At 42.1% G+C, this 21,041-nt stretch carries 18 protein-coding genes; 8 read left to right on the forward strand and 10 right to left on the reverse strand.

Features of this window, described 5'->3' with window-relative positions:
• The first annotated feature begins 72 nt into the window (after positions 1–72).
• Positions 73–474, forward strand: coding sequence for a fasciclin domain-containing protein (locus tag FD724_RS22780; protein WP_012410532.1), 402 nt, complete (start codon positions 73–75; stop codon positions 472–474).
• Between the two features lie 202 nt (positions 475–676).
• Positions 677–1,012, forward strand: a complete 336-nt coding sequence (locus FD724_RS22785) for a hypothetical protein (protein WP_012410531.1) — start codon at positions 677–679, stop codon at positions 1,010–1,012.
• Here FD724_RS22785 and FD724_RS22790 read toward each other — a convergent pair.
• From FD724_RS22790 to FD724_RS22825, 8 genes are all read right to left on the reverse strand, one after another.
• Positions 990–1,559 (reverse strand): GNAT family N-acetyltransferase, encoded by a 570-nt coding sequence (locus FD724_RS22790; protein ID WP_179074194.1) that lies wholly within the window; start codon positions 1,557–1,559, stop codon positions 990–992. The two genes, FD724_RS22785 and FD724_RS22790, sit on opposite strands and share 23 nt — an antisense overlap.
• Positions 1,556–2,911: a UDP-N-acetylmuramoyl-tripeptide--D-alanyl-D-alanine ligase gene (gene murF, locus FD724_RS22795; RefSeq protein WP_179074195.1), complete on the reverse strand. Its 1,356-nt coding sequence runs from the start codon at positions 2,909–2,911 to the stop codon at positions 1,556–1,558. Before murF ends, FD724_RS22790 begins: the two co-directional genes overlap by 4 nt.
• Before the next feature lie 210 nt (positions 2,912–3,121).
• Positions 3,122–3,568, reverse strand: coding sequence for a tellurite resistance TerB family protein (locus FD724_RS22800; RefSeq protein WP_179075595.1), 447 nt, complete (start codon positions 3,566–3,568; stop codon positions 3,122–3,124).
• 179 nt (positions 3,569–3,747) lie between these two features.
• Positions 3,748–3,885: a hypothetical protein gene (locus FD724_RS22805; RefSeq protein ID WP_041566338.1), complete on the reverse strand. Its 138-nt coding sequence runs from the start codon at positions 3,883–3,885 to the stop codon at positions 3,748–3,750.
• 457 nt (positions 3,886–4,342) lie between these two features.
• A complete protein-coding gene (locus FD724_RS22810; protein WP_114082932.1) occupies positions 4,343–5,263 on the reverse strand; it encodes a histone deacetylase in 921 nt (306 codons plus the stop codon).
• Between the two features lie 287 nt (positions 5,264–5,550).
• On the reverse strand, positions 5,551–8,187 hold the full coding sequence (locus tag FD724_RS22815) for an EAL domain-containing protein (protein ID WP_179074196.1): 2,637 nt from the start codon (positions 8,185–8,187) through the stop codon (positions 5,551–5,553).
• Positions 8,188–8,871: 684 nt separating this feature from the next.
• Positions 8,872–10,665, reverse strand: coding sequence for a ShlB/FhaC/HecB family hemolysin secretion/activation protein (locus FD724_RS22820; protein WP_179074197.1), 1,794 nt, complete (start codon positions 10,663–10,665; stop codon positions 8,872–8,874).
• 315 nt (positions 10,666–10,980) lie between these two features.
• Positions 10,981–12,756, reverse strand: coding sequence for an SWIM zinc finger family protein (locus tag FD724_RS22825; RefSeq protein ID WP_179074198.1), 1,776 nt, complete (start codon positions 12,754–12,756; stop codon positions 10,981–10,983).
• A 546-nt stretch (positions 12,757–13,302) separates the two neighbouring features.
• On the opposite strand from FD724_RS22825, the gene lpdA reads away from it, so the two are divergent.
• The 4 genes from lpdA to FD724_RS22845 all read left to right on the forward strand — a co-directional run bounded on the left by lpdA (position 13,303) and on the right by FD724_RS22845 (position 17,337).
• Positions 13,303–14,727 (forward strand): dihydrolipoyl dehydrogenase, encoded by a 1,425-nt coding sequence (gene lpdA / locus FD724_RS22830; protein WP_179074199.1) that lies wholly within the window; start codon positions 13,303–13,305, stop codon positions 14,725–14,727.
• Between the two features lie 90 nt (positions 14,728–14,817).
• A complete protein-coding gene (gene trpC, locus FD724_RS22835) occupies positions 14,818–15,708 on the forward strand; it encodes an indole-3-glycerol phosphate synthase TrpC (RefSeq protein ID WP_179074200.1) in 891 nt (296 codons plus the stop codon).
• Between the two features lie 227 nt (positions 15,709–15,935).
• Positions 15,936–16,187, forward strand: a complete 252-nt coding sequence (locus FD724_RS22840) for a DUF5340 domain-containing protein (protein ID WP_114082938.1) — start codon at positions 15,936–15,938, stop codon at positions 16,185–16,187.
• A 481-nt stretch (positions 16,188–16,668) separates the two neighbouring features.
• The gene (locus tag FD724_RS22845; protein WP_179074201.1) at positions 16,669–17,337 is read left to right on the forward strand and encodes a carbonic anhydrase; all 669 of its coding nucleotides are present in this window, start codon (positions 16,669–16,671) and stop codon (positions 17,335–17,337) included.
• 190 nt (positions 17,338–17,527) lie between these two features.
• Here FD724_RS22845 and FD724_RS22850 read toward each other — a convergent pair whose 3' ends face one another.
• Together FD724_RS22850 and FD724_RS22855 are read right to left on the reverse strand one after the other, a co-directional pair.
• On the reverse strand, positions 17,528–17,686 hold the full coding sequence (locus tag FD724_RS22850) for a YqaE/Pmp3 family membrane protein (protein WP_012410519.1): 159 nt from the start codon (positions 17,684–17,686) through the stop codon (positions 17,528–17,530).
• A 141-nt stretch (positions 17,687–17,827) separates the two neighbouring features.
• Complete coding sequence (locus tag FD724_RS22855) at positions 17,828–18,175, reverse strand: translation initiation factor (protein ID WP_179074202.1); 348 nt, start codon at positions 18,173–18,175, stop codon at positions 17,828–17,830.
• Positions 18,176–18,526: 351 nt separating this feature from the next.
• Here FD724_RS22855 and trpB point away from each other — a divergent pair, with 351 nt between their 5' ends.
• Together trpB and FD724_RS22865 are read left to right on the forward strand one after the other, a co-directional pair.
• Positions 18,527–19,762: a tryptophan synthase subunit beta gene (gene trpB / locus FD724_RS22860; protein WP_179074203.1), complete on the forward strand. Its 1,236-nt coding sequence runs from the start codon at positions 18,527–18,529 to the stop codon at positions 19,760–19,762.
• Positions 19,763–19,790: 28 nt separating this feature from the next.
• A complete protein-coding gene (locus FD724_RS22865) occupies positions 19,791–20,951 on the forward strand; it encodes a class I SAM-dependent methyltransferase (RefSeq protein ID WP_218651472.1) in 1,161 nt (386 codons plus the stop codon).
• Positions 20,952–21,041: the final 90 nt, after the last annotated feature.

Below are 21,041 nucleotides of genomic sequence, written 5' to 3' on the forward strand. Positions count from 1 at the left end.
ACCCCTATTTAATAAAACTTCAAATAGGTTTATTATCCTTTAAAATCTTTTGCAAAAATTTAGGTCAGGTCTATGGCTGATATTGTTGATATTGCTGTTACGGCTGAGTCTTTCAAAACACTAGTGGCGGCTGTACAAGCTGCTGGTTTAGTAGAAACATTAAAAAGTCCTGGCCCGTTCACTGTCTTTGCACCAAATGACGATGCTTTTGCCAAATTACCGCCGGGAACTATCCAAACTCTGTTACAGAATATTCCCCAGCTAACGCGAATTTTAAAGTATCATGTCGTTCCAGGAAAGCTGCTAAAGGCTGATTTGGCAGAACTCGGCACGGTTAATTCTGTGGAAGGTTCACCGATTAAAATTCATTCTTTAGATGGTTTTGAAGTTAAAAATGCCACAGTTTTAGCAGCAGATATCGAAGCTGATAATGGCGTGGTACACGTTATCGATACCGTGATTTTACCGGGTTAATTCAGCTAGGGTGGATATTTTCCACCCTACTTATCCAAAATCTTTATAATTAACTAACTATTGAGTAGTATCAAAACGCAACTCAATATTTTAATTTATGTTATGTTTGCAATGTGATTACTCACTCACCTGTTAATCTAAATTTAGTTATTTTAAAATAAATTAAGTTCTTAAAAAGCTAACATCTATCCCAACAACATTAATGCTCGATTTTAACACCTTAGTAGAGTTCTCTCGTGGTAACTGCATAAGTATTTGTGCATTTCTCGTTCCAGCGAACTTGCTTGTCACAATTTTAACAATGGGTCTGGTAGCCTTACGTCGCCCATCACATCAAGTATGGCAATCTGCTGGAATTGCTAGCTTTTTTGCTTCTGTAATGATCCTGCACGTATATACTTGGTTCATGATTGGCGTGGTGATGGCTCCTACTTATATCTTGTTGTGGCTAGCAATCACGTGTTTGGTGACTAATTTGGGAGCAATTCTTTATCAAAGACGTTACAGTAACAGCCCTAGCCTTTCCAACAACGTCTGAAATCTAGATTTCTCCATTCATGCTCAAGGATGGCATATAGCCAAGAGTCTCGCCATTCTCCCTTAATCCAATGGTGTTCTCGCAAATATCCTTCTTGCTGCATTCCAATTTTTTGCATAACTTGTGCTGAAGCAATGTTTTCTGGATGAAAAGTCGCAAATATGCGATGTAAGTCTAACTCCTGAAAACCAAAGGATAGAATTGCTTTTACAGCTTCTGTTGCATATCCCTGTCCCCAAAATTGCTTAGTAAAACAGTATCCAATAGAGCCTGTTTTATTATCAATATCTTTAACGGATATGCGACAGATACCAATTAATTGATTTTGGGCTTTCACAGTCACTGCTAAGGCAAAATGCCGACGGGGTTTTTCTCCTTGTAATGCAATCTCTCTTTGCAAAAAGTTTTTGGTATCTTCTTCGCTATTAGTAGCAAAAGTCAAATAACGTACAACTTCGCGATCGCTAGCGTATTGATGAACCGCTAGCCAATCTGATTCTACAAAGTCTCGTAGTTTGAGACGTTGGGTTTCTAGCGGTAGATTCATTGGGTAAATTCTGCACGTAACTGATTGACAACCCGATCTAATCCCACGGAATGGGCGGCTTTGAACAATAAACGATCGCCTGCTTGTACAAATATTTTCAACCTAGCCACTAACTCGGCATGAGTTGCAAAGCATTCCGATGGGATACCTTCGGCACTAATAGCCATTGCTTCGGCATCTTCTCCATCCACCAAAACCAACAAGCCGTCTAAATTCAACTTTCGTACTGTTTCTCCCACTCGCTGGTGCAACTGCTGCGATCGCTCTCCTAATTCTTTCATTGCACCCAATACGGCAATCTTCCGCTTTCCGGGTGTGTCTGCTAATAACTGCAACGATGCAATCATCGCTTCTGGTGCAGCATTATAAGTTTCATCTAAGATTATCACATCATTGGGCAAGGTAAATCGCTGCGATCGTCCTGTGGGCATATCCACCTCTACACCTGCTTTAAGGCTTGCCCAATCGATCCCCAACACCTTTGCCACTGCTAAAGCTGCCAAGAAATTAGTCGCATTGTGACGACCAGGTAGCGGTAGAGGTAGTTGGATTCCTCCAACTTCCACAGTCTCGTTATCAATTAACTGCCCTTGGATATCCCCACCAGAAAAGCCGTAAGTCAAAACTTCTCCTTGCCAAACTTTCGCCGCCGTAGCCATTAATAAAGGATTGTCGTGGTTGAGAATTGCCACACTATCAGCAGCCATTTCAACTAACAACTCACATTTTGCCTCAGCGATCGCTTCTTCGGAACCCAGTAATTCAATATGTGCCGTCCCCACATTGGTAATTACTCCAATTGTTGGACGCGCTATTTGTGTAAGTTCGGCAATTTGTCCCCTACCCCGCATCGCCATTTCAATCACAGCGTAGTCATTTTCTGCGCCAAGTTCTAGGAGAGTTTTCGGAACACCAATTTCGTTGTTGTAATTGCCATAAGTTTTGTGAACTCGTCCCTTTGTTCCTAAAACTGCGGCGATCAATTCTTTGGTTGTAGTTTTACCCACAGAACCTGTTACGCCAATTACAGGAATATTAAAGCGATCGCGCCACCATCTGCCAATTTGTTGATATGCCTTTAAGGTATCTTTTACCCGTAACACCGGAAAACCGGGATTTTCGTATTCAAAATCTACAATTGCAGCTATTGCACCCTTTGCGATCGCAGTTGGCACAAATTTATGTCCATCAAACTTATCACCTCGCAAAGCGACAAATACTTCACCCGGCTTTAGGGTACGGCTATCTGTTTGTATACCGCAACTTACTTGTGTTAAAGCAGTTTCAGATAAGTTTATCGGACTGGCTAAAAGAACTTTAACCAGTTGGGATAGGGTGGCAGAACAACGCATAAGTAATTTACAATTTAAAGTTCAAAATTATAAAATCGAATTATGACACAATACTGCATTGAACAACAAGATTTGCGACTTCTCGAAAAAGTCCCAAATTGAAGTCTATTCACAATAACACCAAAAATAGTGCCAAAGAAGCTTAAGTCCTTTGGCACGCCTTTTTTAGAAGCTATTTATATAGTTTAATTAAGCAGATGCTTTATTTTGCTATCCCCGGTTTTTAATTAAGATTACTTGCATGATTTGTAGTGCTATCTCACGAGAAACGCCTAAAGCTTGATATAGATCGTTTAAAAAGCTTTTTTCTTCTTCAGCGACAACACCTTCAGCTAAGACTAAATCAGTGGCTACTGCAAAGGCTGCTTCCCGCAAGTCTTGAGATAGAGAATCCTTTGCCGCATCAAATAAAGTGTTAAAACCATCCCCCTTGAGAACGCCCAATATTTGCTCAAACAGCCTATTCATCATCTCATGAGGATAACCTGTAAAAAGTTTCATCCGAGACAGCACAAAAGTGATAGAATTTGCTTGCTCAACAGAAAGATAACCGTCTGAAGCTGTTGCCGCCAAGACAATAACAGCAAAAGCTTCCGCTGAATTGAGTGCTGCTTGGGTTTGGTTTTCTGTACCCAACACAGCGTCGAATAGACTCATTTGTAGTAACTCCTTGGCTAGAGTCTCAATAGCGCTACAGTTACCTGTATGTTTGGTAGATTTACAGGTAAGACTGTAACGCTGTGAGACTTTCATGCTTTAGTATTCCCAAGATTTATCCACGGCGAACACTTGCACCCAATGGTTTTTGGCAATAACTACAATTGCCATCTGTAAACTTAGCGTTCTCCTGCCTTTTCTATTGTTTCAATTACCGCTAAACCTATACCAGAAGCTGCTATTAACAGTACTGCTGATATCAAATAGGCATTAGTCAACATCCGTAGGGCTTCACCGAAAAAAATATAGGTGGTCATTGCTTCACCTTTGAAAATTTGTGCTGCTAGTACTTTTTATTTCTCCACACCCTGATAGGTGAATTTCGCTGAGAAACTGCTAGCAATTGCATCTTAACAAAACTTTAGCTCTTTCAGAACCCCATTCAAAATTTTTATTTCTGAAGATTTGATGAACTTGAGAAAAAAGTGCATTAAGTATGGGGCATGAAGAAGAAACAAGGAAGAAAAGGGCTTAAAAGGGTAGGTATTTTGTATTTGGTCATTTTTTAACTATTTCAACCGATGTTTAAATCCTGAAACGACCAAACTACGTTAAATAGTTGAGAATTTTCTCAATTATTTTCGACATACTAAAAAACCTATCCTTGAAAGGAAGAAAAGGGGGAGAGACTTGTCTTCAACTCTTCAGTTCAAGAAATCTTTGCCTGCTTTACTTTTGTGAACTTTTGTTCGGTAATCAGGGGAACGAGAAAATTTAAAGTAGACAGGATTCAATTGTCGCTACAACTGATTGAGAAAGAGTATCAAAATCGTAACCACCTTCTAAGCCAAACAGAATTTTACGAGTTAAGCCTAGACAATAATTAGTAAATAAAGCATAGTCTTCTGGCTGCAAATTGATACTTGCTAGAGGATCGGCGGCATTGGCATCATAACCAGCACTCACAATCAGTAAATCCGCTTGAAAGTTGGCTAAAAACGGTATGACTTGCCTTTCAAATAGCGGCTGATATACTGCAATATCACTACCAGGAGGTACTGGTAAATTTAATACATTATTATGAAAGCCGCGTTCTGTGGCTCTCCCAGTACCGGGATAACATGGATATTGATGTAGGGAACAGTAGGCGATACGTGCTTCAGTTTCGACGATCGCCTGAGTACCATTACCGTGATGTACATCCCAATCGAGAATGGCGACGCGATTAATTCCGGGTTGTTCGAGGGCAAAGAAAGCGGCGATCGCAGCATTAGAAAATAGGCAAAAGCCCATCCCAGCATCGCTTTCTGCATGATGTCCTGGGGGACGTGCTAATACAAAAGCTGGATTAGCCGACTTTAACACAGCTTCAACACCATCTAGCCATGCACTGACTGCCAACAATGCCACATCATAACTGCGTGGGGAAACTGGTGTATCTCCATCCAAAGGGCCGCCGCCACTAGAAGCGATTTGCCAAAGTTTTTTGATGTAGGCTGGGCTATGAGCTTTAACCAACATAGACATCAGTGATGGCTGTTCTGATACTGGTGTAGGCGATCGCCAGTCAATTTTATCTGTGAATCTAGCTGCTTTTAGGGCATTTGCGATCGCAGTTAAACGTTCTGGTTTTTCGGGATGGTATTTTCCAGTCTTGTGATCTAAAAATTCGTCGGAATAGATGACTGGCAGCATAGGACGAAAAAAGTCGGCAGCAGGACAATAAACAATTCGTAATTCGTAATTATGTTTTGTGACTGAATTTTACCCCCGACACAAAACAAGCTGTTTATGGGAACGGGGGTATCAACCCCTAGGAATTACGAATTATGATGAATGCTATTGTATCGTTACTGGTACAAACAGTTTTTTCTTGTACTAGTACAACACGGCGGAAATAAACCACCCATAAATAAATGAAATGCTTATGCTGTATTCATTTTTAATTTTTAATTTTTAATTTTTAATTCCGCCTTGCGGTACTAGATGATTGGTCGTTTACTTTCGAGAATTTCTGTTGCTTTCTGTTCAGGAAGTGGGCGGTAGAAGAAATAGCCCTGTACCTCCTCACAGTCGATAGATTTCAAGAACTCCAATTGTTCTGCTGTTTCCACCCCTTCGGCTGTCAACTTCAATCCCAAGCTGTGTCCCAAGGTAACTATGGCCTGGATAATATGAGATACTTTTGAATCCGGCTTCAAATCTCTCATGAAAGACTGATCTATTTTGAGATTGTGGAGTGGCAAAAGCTGTAGGCGCGAGAGCGAGGAGTGACCCGTACCAAAGTCATCAATGGAGATGTTAACACCCATCTGCTTTAGCTCCTCTAACACCGTTCTGGTAAAACCCAAGTCCTCTATGGCTGTGGTTTCCATAATTTCTAATTCTAAAAAGTGGGCATCTAGACCCGTTTGCTCTAAAACTCTAGTTATAATCTCCACCAATTTGGGTTGGCGGAACTGCTTCAGAGAAAGATTGACAGCCATAGTTATAGGTGGCAATCCTGAATCTTGCCAGGTTTTATTTTGCATACAGGCTGTCCGTAGCACCCATTCGCCGATGGCGATAATTAATCCACTTTCTTCGGCGAGGGGAATGAAGACACTGGGTGCTACCAATCCCATTTCTGGGTGCTGCCAACGCAACAGAGCCTCCATACCAGTAATTTCTCCTGTGCTAATGTTCACACGAGGTTGATAGAAAACCGTAAATTCTTCACGTTCTAGGGCATAACGCAAACTCTTTTCTAAAGTCAGAAGTTCAGGATTCTTGGCGCTCAGAGAAACACTATAAAATTGATAGTTATTCCGCCCTTTGTCTTTGGCGTAGTATAAAGCGGCATCTGCGTGCTGGATTAGTGTTTCGGCATCAGGACTGTTGTTATCAAGCAAGGCAATACCAAGGCTAGCAGTCACATAAAGTTCATGCCCTTGGAGATAAAAAGGATCTTCTAAGGTTTGTAAAATTCTGTACGCCACCTGCGTTACTTCTTCAATATCAGTAACTCGTGGGAGTAAGATAGTAAACTCATCGCCTCCCCAACGGGCTATAGTGTCTCCCCCTCTGAGTAAATCTTGTAATCTTTGAGCGACGTTTTTTAACAATTGGTCTCCCAAAGTATGCCCCAGGGTGTCATTAATCACTTTGAAGCGATCCAGGTCGAGGAAGATCACAGCTAAACTTTCGCCATTCCGAGTGGCATTGGGCAGAGTTTTACTCAGCAGTTCGTTAAATAGTAGGCGATTGGGCAACCCTGTCAGCATGTCATGGAGGGCTTGATAGCGAATCTTTTCTTCTACTTGCTGACGTTGCCTAGCACCAATAATACTAGCGGCCATTGTCAAAAGTGTAGATTCTTCGTGCTTTGACCAATGACGCTCAAAGGTACAGTCTGCCAAGCCAAGATAGCCCCAGCACTCATTCTCCAAGCGGAGAGGCACTAAAAGAAGGGATTGAATGCCATCTCTAATGAGGAATTCTTGTTCGGCGATCGGAAATTTTTGGGTGAGTCCGCTAATTGACTGGCCGCTACAAAGAATAGTATACCAACGGGCTAATCCAGAACCTTGATAAACCTGATTCTGCCAATGGTGGTGGGTAGATTCAATTAAAGATTGCGTCCATTCAAACCGCAAACTGACTGCTCTTTCCCCTGTAGCAGGATGGGGATGGTTTTGAAAAAGATAAGCACGATCTGCTTTGGCAGCTTCGCCCAGTATCGCTAAAGCTCGCTCAATACCAGTTTCGTAATTCATTTCCCCCAGCAAATAATTAGCAGCTTCTGCAACTGCTTGCAGCAAGCGATCGCGCTGACGCAATTCGGCTGTAGCTTGTTTTTGTTCTGTAATATCCCTAATAATAAAAGTTCTAATTAAATCACTTTGAGGAAGGTAAAGAACGGATTGTTCAAAAACTTCTGTATCTACTTCCACCTCCCGCACAAAAGAATTTTTTTCTAAATTCTTAACTGTACTCAGGAGTCCTGCTAATATCGGGTGTTCTGTCCCAACTTCCCTGAGTTTGGGAAACTTGAGAGTAGCAGCAGGATTGATGTAAGTCACTATTCCCTGGAAATCCATCTCAATAATTGGATTGGGGATGAGTTCAGGGAAAGATGCTAGACGAGCTAAGGCAGACTCACTAGCTGCTTCCAAGCTGGGATCGATAGCTAGGGTTTGAAAAGGATTGGCAGGACTGGCTTGCTCTGATAGAAAACCAGATAAGTCTTCAACATCAAAAGATTCAGAAAATGCTTCTTCTGAAATGTTGGAAATAGCATAATATTTAGCCTGAGCTTGATTGCTGCCAAAGGCAATAGTATCTCCATTTCTAAGATTATGAGAAAAGGATTTAGTACCATTTATAAATAAGCCATTAGTACTTCCTTTACCCTTGAAGTTGCCATCAATAATCTGGAAGCCATATTGGTCAGTCTCTGGAACAGTTACTCGCAACAAAATTGCGTGTTGCATTGATACTGACTGAGAAACCAAGACAATGGTGTTTGCAGGATGCCGCCCCAGAGAATAAGTAGTCTCTCGTAGGGGGACAGTTCTCCGCCCTTGCAGGTCTTTGATGACCAACAGATGGCGTATTTTTTCCCGCTCATTTCCTAGCATGGCTGTTCCTCAAATACTCATATATTTTTGTCTTAGTCTGAAAAATAAAATTTCCAGAAGTGCGGTCTGAAAGTCCTAACTTCTAGCAAAACTTACTTCATAAAATTTGTCACTACCTACGTAGGTGTAGCCCGCCGCAGGCATTACAAAATTGGTGTGAGTTGCAAACCAACCATTTTATTTATGATTGACCTCTTGAATAATATGGCTAATTATTCAATCAGTTTTGCGGTAGAAGTTCTAACTGTTCTCTAAAATCATTTTGACTTCCAAAAAATAAATTATCCAGTAGGGTATGTTATGGACAGCAACGTACCACCTATAGATAACAGTTGCGTTACCTTATCGCGATAACACACCCTACAACCACGATTATTGGTTGGAAAATTTTTAACTGGAAGTCCCAGAGATAAGTTATAAGCTTTGTCCCTTCGTCTATTTAGCCCAACCTTGTCTTTCTTAGGATACCCAGAATAAAATCAAACACTGAATAGAATATATAGTATATTTACGGATTTTTATTTTGAGTGGTGCAGAAACTCCACATTATATAAATAACCGTCTAATTTTTAGTTTTTAATGACGGGAACCCCCGTTAGTGTACTCCTAGGTCGAAGTAGCGTCTCGTTAGAGAAGCCTATTGTAGATGAGGTAAGAGAATAAACTGTTTCTAACACCTAAATTTTAAAAAGGATTATACAGTAAACTAAAATACAGACCGTTTTCTTGTAATGTTCTCTCATTTGATTCAACTGAGATTAAAGGAACGCCCCAATCAAGACGAACAGTGAAGCGATCGCCCTGTGACCAACGCAACCCCAGACCAACAGCAGCTAAAGTATTAGGGTTAGGATTCTCTCTACCTGAACTATTCCAACCAACACCAAAATCCACAAAGGGAACAACCTGTAACGTGCTATCTATCTTGGGTAAGCGCAGAATTGGTACTTGAACTTCCGCAGAGACAAAAGTGCCATTATCCGTCAGCAGGTAATCTTGACGATAGCCCCGAATACTATCTTGTCCACCTAAGCCAAATTGCTCTAAAGGCAGAAGTGTTCTAGATGCAAGTTGCGTATTTAAACGCAGCAACATTAAGGTTTCAGGAGCTAAAAGGCGTACCCACTGCGCTTGCCCTTGCCAAGCAAAAAAACGGCTATCAGGAGCATTTTGATTAATCGTGGGACTCAAGATATCTATACCCAAACTAAATTGAGAGCGGAGGGCGATGACTTCACGGCTGTTACGACTCGTCCATTCTTGAAAAAATCGGAATGCAGATACTTTAGTGTGTCCCTGTTCATCAGCTCCAGGTGAAAGTACAGAGCCGGGAAACCCTTCTCTCTGTAGCAAAGACGAAATATCACTTTCGCGTCGTGAGGCTGTCAACCCAAGGGCGAATTCTTGTGTCGGAGTTTGAACTATTGGCTGGCGGAATGTCAGTTCGTAATAGCGAGAATCTGAGTGGATATCTAAAACGTCGAAAGGAGGTTCAATGACATTGCTTGATGTGATGCCATAGTTGAAAGTCAGTGTGCCATTCCGGGGATTGAGTGGTAATGTATAGTTCGCGTCAAGGGAGTTGCTACCATCGGTATTAGTGTAAGCGACACCTAGAGCGTCTCCCAATCCCAATAAGTTGGCTTCATTCAATTGTAATCGGCGGCGAAAACTGCCAACACTAGGCGATCGCCCATTATCAAGAACTATCTGGCTACTAAAGGTTTTTGCCTCACTAACCTTGACTTCCAAAAGACTCGAACCAGTCCGCGATCCTGCGGAGAGTTCAGCAGAAACGTTTTGAATCAAAGGATTCAGTTGCAAGAGTTGTAGTGCTTCTAGTAGACGCTGCCGATTCAGAGGCGCTGATGTAGCGATCGCTAGGCGGCTACGGACATAATTCGGATTTAACCGCCGAGTTCCAGTTACTTGAATATCTTCTAATTTACCTTCAACGACCTGAATTTTTACAACACCAGATTTGATTGTTTGAGGTGGGATGTATGCACCAGAGGTAATATAACCATTTCTGACGTATAGATCAGTAATTTTAGAACGTGCTTGATACACTTCACTCAGCGATATTGGTCGTGTGGTAAATTCAGCAGTGGCAACGGCTAACTCTTCGGGACTGAAAACTGTGCTACCAAGGACTTCAAACCGTTCAACAACAATAGTTTGAGGAAAATTACCAGGTAGTGGTTCATCAGGTGTGGGAGTTGGGACAGAGGGGGGAAATAGTTTTGCTGGTGGGGGAAGTGGCTGAGGTAGTTCAGGTGAGGGAAGTGGCGAAGGTACGGGTGGTTGTAAATCTTGTGGTGGTGGGAGTTGTTGTGAAAGGATGAAAGTACTAGTTGGTAATTGTGTAGTATCAACAGCCTGAGCTTTCAGTGGATTAGAAGAGATGCTGCTGAGTAATACAAGCATACTCAGTGGTAAATGGGACGCAATAAGATTCTGAGGATATTTATTAATCATCGCACTGCACTATTTTTTGTCCGTAACTATGGAATTATACGGAAACTGTCTCAGATGTGAATCTTACTTCATCTTTTGCCGTTAAGGTTAATATCTTGGGTAAATCTCAATTTAAAAATGCCATTCAATTTGATCAGTGGTTTTTCATTAAAACTTTCTAGAGACGTAAAAAAAATTTGCGTCTCTACAACCCATTAGACATCTCCGAAAAAGAATGTAGAGACGTAGCATTGCTATGTCTCTACAAGGGTTCTGGTTAACGCATATTTAATTTCTGGAGATGTCTATCAAATAAAAGCTTAAAAATAATATTTTTTACTCCATATCCCTTTGCTGCAACATTCCCATCAATTTACGTTTACGAGCGTGGGTTTGCATCAAGTTTTCCCGATAGCTTAACCAGTCAGCTTTCTTCCCAGATTCCAAATAGGCGGCACGGGCTTTTTTTAACCATTCAACCGCATAGTAGTAATATTCTGCCTTACCTCCATCCATAATCTTTTCGGCACGGCGACGCGCATTAGCAATCACCCAATTAGGATTGTGAGGGATAGCGGCACTCATGACGCGATGAATCAATTCTGAATAATAAGAACTGAGTTCACTAGCGATCGCAATTGCATCATCAATTAGCCCCTCATGCAAGAATATATCTACCTTGGCTGATTCTGTTCCCCAACCACTATAAGTACGAATAATTCTCAGCAGGTCTGTTTTGACAGTTTCCCAGTTTTCCCCAGCTAATTCTGCCATCTTTTCGTAGTCAACAAAGGAGGGCTTGACTTGAAAAGCTGCCTTAATTGCTAACAAAGCAGCTTCGCTATTACCCAATTCAACAGCTAAATCACTTGTCCAAATTCCTAATTCGTACTGACAATTCCCTGGTAAATTTAACCCACTCTGGGCTATATCTAGTGATTGCTGTAACGCCCCCTGTTCGCTTAGGGCTTTCGCTAAGGCAAACGCCTCTTCCATTGAGTTCATCTGGGTTTGAGCAGCATCAACTGCTTCTTCTACTCTGCCCAAACGCCCTAACATTGTGAGATACTGCTGGGTTTGTCCTTCTGCTTCTGCTAAATAGAGATATTCTTGGTAACGTTCTTGACGTTCAAGAATTTTTAGCCGAATTAGTGCCAAATCATCTGCATAGTCTGGCACGTCTTCTTCCCAAGCTCCCCTTTCGGTAATATTACCTTGAAGAACTTGCACTAGGGGCGGATAATCCCAACCTTGACGTAAAGCTTCCATCACTAGACCAAAATCAGCATTCCACTCATCTTGCCAAGCTTCCAAATTTATTTGAATATCAACTTTTTCTTCTGGGGTAAGTTCAGCAGTCAGAATTGCTTCACACCAAGCCTCATTTAATTCCCCGACAATTTCATCATTTTCAGCGCCGTAATCTGCAATATCGTCCCAATTTTCCACACAAGTAAAGGTAATCGCTTCTAAAATAGCGATCGCATTTTCACCCTCTCCCCGTTCGCTAAAAGCTACCGCAGTTTGCACCACACTCACCAATTCTTCGGCAATTGGGTCTTCTTCACACCCTTCCTCAAAGAAGCGCACAGCATCCCGAATAATTTGCCGGACTTGCCGCCGAAAAGGAGCCGGATCAATAGTACGGCGGCGCAAGGGTTTTATGCTTGTTTGCTCAACAATAGGATTCGTCATCCAACCTACATGACGGTCAATCGCATCAATTAGTGGTGGGTATTCATTTACCAACTCTTGCAGCAGCCTTTGAGTTTGGATATTATCCAGGCGATTGAGTAGTTGTTCTAGGGTGGGGCGCTGTTCAATACTTTCTGAATCACGCACACAGACAAGCATTGTGGCGATAATGTGTTTGCACCACCCGTCAAAGTTGTAGGCACAGGTGCAGTTTGCTGAGGTTAACCCACTGCTATCGAAACTCAAATTGACATGATAAGGTCTTGCTTCAGTACCTGCAACTTCCGCTTGAAGTAGATGACCACGTTGGGTAACAGCATGAACAGCACCAGCCTCATAGTATGCCTCGCCGCGTTGGAAAGATTTGGTGTTGGCATGACGGCGGATAGTAAATTCAGTAATTTGGGGAATAGACATCGAGCGATCGCCTGTGTAAATCCTCTGGATGAATCCTAAATCCAGCTTAGGTGTTAGGCGATGGCGCTGTAAAGTTATTAGTCATTAGTCATTAGTCATTTGTCATTGGTCACTTGTACTGAGCGTAGTCGTTAAGCCTGCGGCATAGCTACGCTTAGGGCGCAGCCTCTCCAAGAGTTGTATTGGGCATTAGGCATTGGTTATTCTCCTTTTCTCTCCCATCAGGGGCATCTCACCTTTGGAGTATAAAAAAAATAAGTATCTAGATTTGACTATAATTACTGAAAACATCCATCTTTTCGCCCGAAGTCAGTGAATCATAATTGAAGTTAGCAACACCCGAACGTTAAATCAGTAAATAGTTATCAGGCGGATGGTAGGGGATTTAAATCAGTTAGCAGTTTCCAGTGTTCACTGAATAACTATGTGCTTGGGGCTTAAACCCAGCAATAAAACTGACAACTGATAACTGATAACTGTTAAAGGGGTTGCGCTGATTGTCGGTCAAGTTGAGAATAAATAGGCGAAGCAGACGGGGAACCTAACGTGAGTCAAGGATTTGATTACGATTTAGTCATTATCGGCGCTGGTGTAGGCGGTCATGGCGCAGCCTTACACGCCGTAAGTTGTGGTTTAAAAACAGCGATTATTGAAGCTGGTGATATGGGAGGAACCTGTGTTAATCGGGGTTGTATTCCTTCTAAAGCGCTGCTGGCGGCATCTGGGCGGGTGCGGGAGTTACGCAATGCCCACCACCTCAAATCGCTGGGAATTCAAATTGGTAGTGTGGAATTTGATCGCCAAGCGATCGCTAACCATGCTAATAATCTCGTCTCGAAAATTCAAGGGGACTTAACCAACAGTCTCAAACGTCTAGGAGTCGATATTCTCAGGGGTTGGGGAAAAATCGCTGGGGCACAAAAAGTTTCTATCACTGGAGACGGTGGTGAAAAAATCATCACAGCCAAAGACATCATCCTTTCTCCTGGTTCAATTCCTTTTGTACCTCCAGGGATTGAAGTAGATGGCAAAACTGTCTTTACCAGCGACCAAGGTGTGAAGTTAGAGTCGCTACCAGACTGGGTGGCGATTATTGGTAGTGGTTACATCGGCTTAGAATTTTCTGATATTTACTCAGCTTTGGGTTGTGAAATCACCTTGATTGAAGCCCTAGATCAGTTAATGCCAGGATTTGACCGCGATATTGCCAAACTTGCCGAACGCGTGCTGATTACTCCCCGCGATATTGAAACCAAAGTCGGGATATACGCCAAAAAAGTCACCCCTGGTTCACCAGTGGTAATTGAGTTAGCAGATTTCAAAACCAAAGAAGATGTAGATGTCATCGAAGTAGATGCTTGCTTGGTGGCTACAGGACGCATCCCAGCGACCAAAAATCTTGGTTTAGAGTCTGTGGGTATAGAACTCGATCGGCGGAATTTTATTCCAGTTGACGATCGCATGGCAGTACTATCAGGCGGTGAAGTAGTACCAAATGTCTGGGCAATTGGCGATGCTAATGGGAAGATGATGTTAGCACATGCGGCTTCTGCTCAGGGCATCATCGCAGTAGAAAATATAGTTGGGAGGGAAAGAATAGTAGACTATCGCAGCATCCCCGCAGCAGCTTTTACCCACCCAGAAGTTAGCTATGTAGGTTTAACAGAAACCGCAGCGAAGGAATTGGGACAAACCGAAGGGTTTGAAATCGCCACAAGTCGGAGTTACTTCAAAGGGAATTCCAAAGCGTTGGCAGAAAATGAAGCCGATGGTATTGCCAAGGTGATATATCGCAAAGACACAGGAGAAGTCTTAGGCGTTCACATTTTCGGACTGCACGCCTCAGATTTAATTCATGAAGCGTCAGCCGCGATCGCAAACCGTCAATCCGTCCAAAGCCTCGCACATCTAGTTCACGCCCACCCGACACTCTCGGAAGTGCTAGACGAAGCTTATAAACGAGCTATTTAGTCATTTGTCCTCTGTCATTTGTCCTTTGTCAATAAACAAGGACAAATGACCAATGACAAATGACCAATGACCACTGACAAATGACTAATTATGCAAATCCGTCGTCGTTCCCCTAACCCAGCTATTGCTGTATCGATGTTACGTTACCAGGCTGCCGTACCTGATTCAGCGCCAAACAATATCTTGGAAGAAATTGTCTGGCAGAAAGAAGCAGAATATGACCTGATGCGGGAAAAGGTTCCTTTGCAAGAATTGCGGAAGCAGGTACTGACTGCGCCGCCAACCCATGATTTTGTCGCTGCTTTGCGCCAAGGCAAGACTAAACCAGCATTGATTGCCGAAGTTAAAAAAGCTTCACCAAGTAAAGGCGTTTTCCGAGAAGATTTTGATCCAGTAGCGATCGCCCAATCTTATCAGCAAGGTGGTGCTAGTTGTCTTTCCGTGCTAACCGATGTCAAGTTCTTTCAAGGTAGTTTTGAAAACTTAGCCAAGATTCGGGCTGCTGTAGATTTGCCCTTATTATGCAAAGAGTTTATCATTTATGCTTACCAAATATACTTGGCGCGGATTCACGGTGCAGATGCTATTTTGTTGATTGCGGCTATCCTGAGCGATCAAGATTTGAAATACTTCCTCAAAATTGCTAACAACTTGAAAATGGCAGCCTTGATTGAAGTCCATAGCTTGGCAGAACTTGACCGTGTGTTAGCCTTGGATGGTGTCTCCTTAGTAGGAATCAATAATCGCAATTTGGAAGATTTCTCTGTTGACCTGCAAACTACTTGCCAACTTTTAGCTGCAAGGGGTAGCCAATTGCAGGAGAAAAACATCCTTGTTGTCAGTGAGTCAGGACTACACAACCCAGATGATTTGAGTTTAGTGCTTACAGCAGGTGCATCTGCTGTACTCATTGGAGAGTCTTTGGTAAAACAACCAGATCCTGGCGCTGCGATCGCCAGTATATTACCGAAAAATTTCTGAAATAAAAACTTCCCCTGTACCTCTTAGTACAGGGCAACTAATGGGGCATACTATGCGTAGACACGCAGCATTTTGCTGTCAACTATTATCAATATCTTTGCTAAATCTTCATCGCTAATCAAATCAAAGCCATAAGCAACTAGTTATTTCTTATGTAACAATTTATTTACAAGAGATAAAATTTGACTAAGACAAAATTCCAAAATATGAAATCAAAATTAAACTTCATGGAGCAAATTCCTTTACCTTCACCTATTCACTACGAACTTATACTTCAACTTTTAGAAAGACAAACTATGTTAGCGGTTAATGATAATCCAGATTTACGACATCAGGTAAATCAACTAATTATTACTCTCCGTAAAGCTGCGGTACAACAAAAACGACTAGAAGAAATTTGCGAGTTTTCCTCTGTAACTGTCGATCACCGTTGGTCAATCAACCATCATAACGAGAGCAAAGTTGTTGCCCCCGATTGAAGCTGATAACTGAATATCTCAACCTCAAATTTTGCATCTTTGTTAAGATAGTTTACTGTTATCAGGAAATAAATCTCTCTGTGTATTAAAGAGATAGCACTTAAAAGTTACGCCGCACTTCCTTGACTCAAATGCACGGTTTAGGGTGTCATTTAAAGTAATTATGTTTATAGAACCTTTTTTTACTTGGCAAAAATATCTATAGATGCTAGATAAGGGTTTAAAATTGGCAGTCTCAATAATCAGATTTTTAGTGATGTAAATTTTACTTTATTTAGCTATTTACCTAAAGTTATACATAGTTATTTTCTCTCTAAATCCTAAATCCTCTGTTTACAATTTATACAATAAATATATTAATGCTGTAAAAAAAGACTATCATCTTTCTCAAATTTTAGATTGCAACAAGTTCATACTGATTTAGCAGAAACTGTAATTTAGCTAAAATATTTATGAGATTCTCTCTCGAATTTGACGAAAGATGAAATATAACAGCATTGATGAACTCTTCAGAAATAATCAGGCTTGGGTTGCAGAGAAATTAGCTATAGATCCAACTTACTTTCAAGAATTATCTAAGGGACAAACACCACCTTTTCTATACATCGGGTGTTCTGATAGTCGTTTACCCTTAACAAACCTTACTCGTACAGAACCAGGAGAATTATTTGTTCATCGTAATATTGCGAATCAAGTTTCTCTAACGGATATAAACTTTTTAGCCGTTTTAGAATACGCAATTTTACATCTTAAGGTGGAACATATTATCGTTTGCGGTCACTACGACTGCGGAGGAATCAAAGCGGCTTTAGAAGGGAGAACCATCGGAATACTGGATAACTGGGTAAATCCGATTCGGGAACTGTATTTACACAAACAAGAAGAAATTGATGCCTTATCAACCAGAGAAGAACGTCTGAATCGTTTGGCAGAAATAAATGTAGTGGCGCAAGTGAAAAATCTCTACCAAACTTCTATCATGCGTCAGGCACTCTATGAGCGAAAAGCGCCTATGGTTCATGGTTGGGTACTAGATATACGCACTGGCTTAATCAAAGATTTGAATGTCTCAACTGTGCAATGGCAGTTACACATCTGCCCTTTGCTTCTAGAGTTTAGACTCTATGCAATGTTAAAAAATGAGAGCTAATTCGGGATTGACTGCTACAGAGATTAATACTTTATCGACATGATTTATCGTGTCTTTAGAGTTTTTTAAGTAAAAAAATATAGTGTTGTGATATATCCGTGCAGACATCCAACTCAAAAATCTTTTTGTAGAGGCAATTGATTAATTGCCTCTGTAGAGATGGTTACACCCAATCTACTCGTACAAAGAATTATTTCTTAGCAATTATCCATACTGCATGAATAATTCCAGGAATGTAACCGAAAAGCGTCAGAACTATATTAATCCAAAAGTCTATACCAAAACCTACTTGTAAAAAAACTCCCAAAGGCGGCACGAAAATGGCACACAAAATCCGAACTAAATCCATTTAAACCTCCTGTTTATCTCACTAAAAATAGCTTGTTAGCGAAGTAATCCACCACCGTTCAAGCATATTTGTACTTTTCAAAGATAACATTCCATTTCTCAATCTAGGTGACAGTTAAGATGCGGTAAACCGCACTCAAAATTAGCCACCGCTAATTTTGGCTTTATAACCTAGCTTGGTCAAAATCTCGGCAATTTTCTGTTTGTGTTCGCCCTGAATTTCAATTTCGTTATCTTTAAGTGTCCCACCTGTCCCACACTGGGTTTTCAACTGCTTTACTAAATCTGCCAAGGTTTCTGGTTTAGCTTGAAAACCGCTAATCACTGTGACAGTTTTGCCTTTGCGTCCTTTGCGGGAAGCTTGTACTTTAAGATTTTGTTGTTGTGGGGGCAGTTCTGGAATTGGTCTTTCTGTGGCGGCGGAGTTGTCGTTACCAAATTCGCGGTAGACGAAGCTTTTGTCAGAAGATTTAGAATTGGAAGAAGACATAAAATATTTGTTAAGAAAAATTTCAAAGGCAGTGGAAACTTCTACGCAACCATTCTGCTGGGATATCAATTTCTAGGCTAACATTACAAATCCTTTGCCAGGAATTGGGAATTGGGAAGAGGACTTGGGGACAAGGAGAATTGGGGACAAGGGGAAAGACTTGTTTCAAGTTCTCACCTCTTGTCCCCTGCTCCCCTGCTCCCCTGCTCCCCTGCTCCCCTGCTCCCCTGCTCCCCTGCTCCCTTGCTCCCTTGCTTCTTCCCCATTCCCATTCCCATTCCCTAGATATACCCAGATATGTCCCAGACTTTTCTATAATAATTAAGTCATTTCCGTCATCGAAAACAGCCTGTGACTACCACTCCCCTCTCTCCAAGTTCAACTGCTCAGGTTCCCGATGCGTTAGGTCGCTTTGGACGCTTCGGCGGTAAGTATGTACCTGAAACGCTGATGCCTGCCCTTGCTGAATTAGAAACAGCTTATCAGCAATACCGCAATGACCCTGGTTTTCAAGCAGAATTACAGCAGTTGTTACGAGACTATGTGGGACGCGCCACACCATTGTATTTCGCGGAACGCCTGACTGCTCATTATGCCCAACCCGATCGCACTGGGCCACAAATTTATCTAAAGCGCGAAGATTTAAATCATACAGGCGCTCACAAAATCAATAATGCCCTTGGTCAGGTTTTGTTAGCTAAACGCATGGGTAAGCAACGGATTATTGCCGAAACTGGTGCTGGACAACATGGAGTTGCGACAGCCACAGTTTGCGCTCGTTTTGGGCTGGAATGTGTAATTTATATGGGCGTTCATGATATGGAACGCCAATCTTTAAATGTCTTTAGAATGCGGTTAATGGGGGCAGAAGTGCGTCCGGTGGAAGCGGGAACTGGAACCCTGAAAGATGCCACTTCGGAAGCAATCCGCGATTGGGTAACAAATGTGGAAACAACTCACTACATCCTCGGTTCAGTAGCAGGGCCCCATCCCTACCCGATGATGGTACGTGATTTCCATGCAGTAATCGGGCAAGAAACTCGCGCCCAAGCAATGGAAAAGTGGGGCACACTGCCTGATATTCTCTTGGCTTGTGTGGGTGGTGGTTCCAATGCAATGGGACTATTCTATGAGTTTATTAATGAGCCTTCTATACGGTTCATTGGGGTTGAGGCAGCCGGAGAAGGTGTTAATACCGAAAAACACGCAGCAACCTTGACAAAAGGGCGAGTTGGTGTATTGCACGGAGCAATGAGCTATCTATTACAAGATGAGGATGGGCAAATCATTGAGGCGCACTCAATTAGTGCAGGGTTAGATTATCCCGGTGTGGGCCCAGAACATAGCTATTTGAAAGACACTGGTCGCGCCGAATACTATAGTGTGACAGATGCAGAGGCTTTGGCTGCATTCCAGCGATTATCGAAATTGGAAGGGATTATCCCAGCATTAGAAACAGCCCATGCGATCGCATATCTTGAAACCTTATGTCCACAACTAAGCGGCAGTCCCCGAATTGTAATTAACTGCTCTGGACGCGGTGATAAAGATGTACAAACGGTAGCTAAGTTATTAGATCCAGCGTAAATCTACGTAAAATATTTGGGAGGAACCAATGATGGATCAACAATTCCAACACGCTATGCTACCACAACCCACTCATGATGAGTTGGCACGTCAAAACTTTGTGCAAAGTCTGAAAAAGCATATTTTCAGGAATATTTCTCCTGGTAATAAGGTAGTTTATGAAAAACTAGCCAAGCCGAAGTTTGAACAAGAACATCAGCGTCCTCCCGAAAATCGCCATGAAATTCGGGAAGTAATGCAGCATGAACCCTACTACCGATGGACTAGTGCCCTCAAGCGCATCAACCAGGAAATATTATGGAATGCTGTAAATACCAGTGTTGAAAGACAACTGCCAGAATTGATTGAGCGTGCCAAAGATCGTGGTAGTGAACTGGGTACTTTAACCCTCGACCCAAATTTTCAAATACCTAATTATCAAAAAGCTGTAGACATTCACTGTATGCCTGGAGGATATCACAGCGAATTCACTACTGATGATGTAGCTGCTGGTGCAACCTACGATCGCGGCGCTTACCTTTATGGTCTTGGTTGGTTGGGGCCGCTTAATAATGATATGGGGCTATCTATAGTCCAAAACTACCTTCTGCCAGAGTATCCAGACTTTCGACCCAGAAAAATTCTTGATATGGGATGTTCTATTGGTAATAGTACATTACCCTACGCAGATGCTTACCCAGATGCAGAAGTCCATGCCATTGATGTCGGCGCACCCATGTTGCGTTACGCTCATGCAAGAGCCGAAGATTTAGGCAAACGGGTACACTTCTCACAGCAAAATGCCGAACATACTAACTTTCCAGATGAATCATTTGACTTAGTGGTTTCTCATATTTTGCTGCATGAAATTCCCCCGCCAGCCGTCCGTAAAGTCATGCAAGAGTCTTATCGTCTACTGGCTCCCGGTGGAATCATGCTCCATCTGGAAGCACCCTTGTATCGTCACATGGATGTTTATACACAGTTCATTTTTGATTGGGAAACCGCTAACAACAACGAACCCTTCTGGAGTGCAGTACGCGATCTGGATTTGGTGACGTTAGCTACTGAGGCTGGTTTTGCAGCAGATAAGACATTCGAGAAGTTTGTCCCTAATGGGGCATGGAAAGCAAAAGTAACTAATGGTCTTTTTCAAAATGGTAACTCAGGCAGCCTAAACACTTGGTTTGTTGTTGCTGCAACGAAGTAAATACCAATTCGTAATTCGTAATTGAGAAAGCCAGATTTTATCTGGGTTTCTTTGTTTTGTGTATGTAGTCTTACTTTTGGAGAATTGGTA

This window comes from Nostoc sp. C057 (assembly GCF_013393925.1).
In the GTDB taxonomy this organism is placed as follows: domain Bacteria; phylum Cyanobacteriota; class Cyanobacteriia; order Cyanobacteriales; family Nostocaceae; genus Nostoc; species Nostoc muscorum_A.

Excerpts from the sequence above, each read along its gene's own strand:
- FD724_RS22785 (WP_012410531.1), top strand. The coding sequence starts at position 677 with ATGCTCGATTTTAACACCTTAGTAGAGTTCTCTCGTGGTAACTGCATA.
- FD724_RS22810 (WP_114082932.1), bottom strand. The coding sequence starts at position 5,263 with ATGCTGCCAGTCATCTATTCCGACGAATTTTTAGATCACAAGACTGGA.
- FD724_RS22790 (WP_179074194.1), bottom strand. The coding sequence starts at position 1,559 with ATGAATCTACCGCTAGAAACCCAACGTCTCAAACTACGAGACTTTGTA.
- FD724_RS22845 (WP_179074201.1), top strand. The coding sequence starts at position 16,669 with ATGAAATATAACAGCATTGATGAACTCTTCAGAAATAATCAGGCTTGG.
- FD724_RS22780 (WP_012410532.1), top strand. The coding sequence starts at position 73 with ATGGCTGATATTGTTGATATTGCTGTTACGGCTGAGTCTTTCAAAACA.
- trpC (WP_179074200.1), top strand. The coding sequence starts at position 14,818 with ATGCAAATCCGTCGTCGTTCCCCTAACCCAGCTATTGCTGTATCGATG.
- FD724_RS22815 (WP_179074196.1), bottom strand. The coding sequence starts at position 8,187 with ATGCTAGGAAATGAGCGGGAAAAAATACGCCATCTGTTGGTCATCAAA.
- FD724_RS22800 (WP_179075595.1), bottom strand. The coding sequence starts at position 3,568 with ATGAGTCTATTCGACGCTGTGTTGGGTACAGAAAACCAAACCCAAGCA.
- FD724_RS22820 (WP_179074197.1), bottom strand. The coding sequence starts at position 10,665 with ATGATTAATAAATATCCTCAGAATCTTATTGCGTCCCATTTACCACTG.
- FD724_RS22865 (WP_218651472.1), top strand. The coding sequence starts at position 19,791 with ATGATGGATCAACAATTCCAACACGCTATGCTACCACAACCCACTCAT.
- FD724_RS22855 (WP_179074202.1), bottom strand. The coding sequence starts at position 18,175 with ATGTCTTCTTCCAATTCTAAATCTTCTGACAAAAGCTTCGTCTACCGC.
- FD724_RS22805 (WP_041566338.1), bottom strand. The coding sequence starts at position 3,885 with ATGACCACCTATATTTTTTTCGGTGAAGCCCTACGGATGTTGACTAAT.
- murF (WP_179074195.1), bottom strand. The coding sequence starts at position 2,911 with ATGCGTTGTTCTGCCACCCTATCCCAACTGGTTAAAGTTCTTTTAGCC.
- FD724_RS22840 (WP_114082938.1), top strand. The coding sequence starts at position 15,936 with ATGGAGCAAATTCCTTTACCTTCACCTATTCACTACGAACTTATACTT.
- FD724_RS22850 (WP_012410519.1), bottom strand. The coding sequence starts at position 17,686 with ATGGATTTAGTTCGGATTTTGTGTGCCATTTTCGTGCCGCCTTTGGGA.
- FD724_RS22825 (WP_179074198.1), bottom strand. The coding sequence starts at position 12,756 with ATGTCTATTCCCCAAATTACTGAATTTACTATCCGCCGTCATGCCAAC.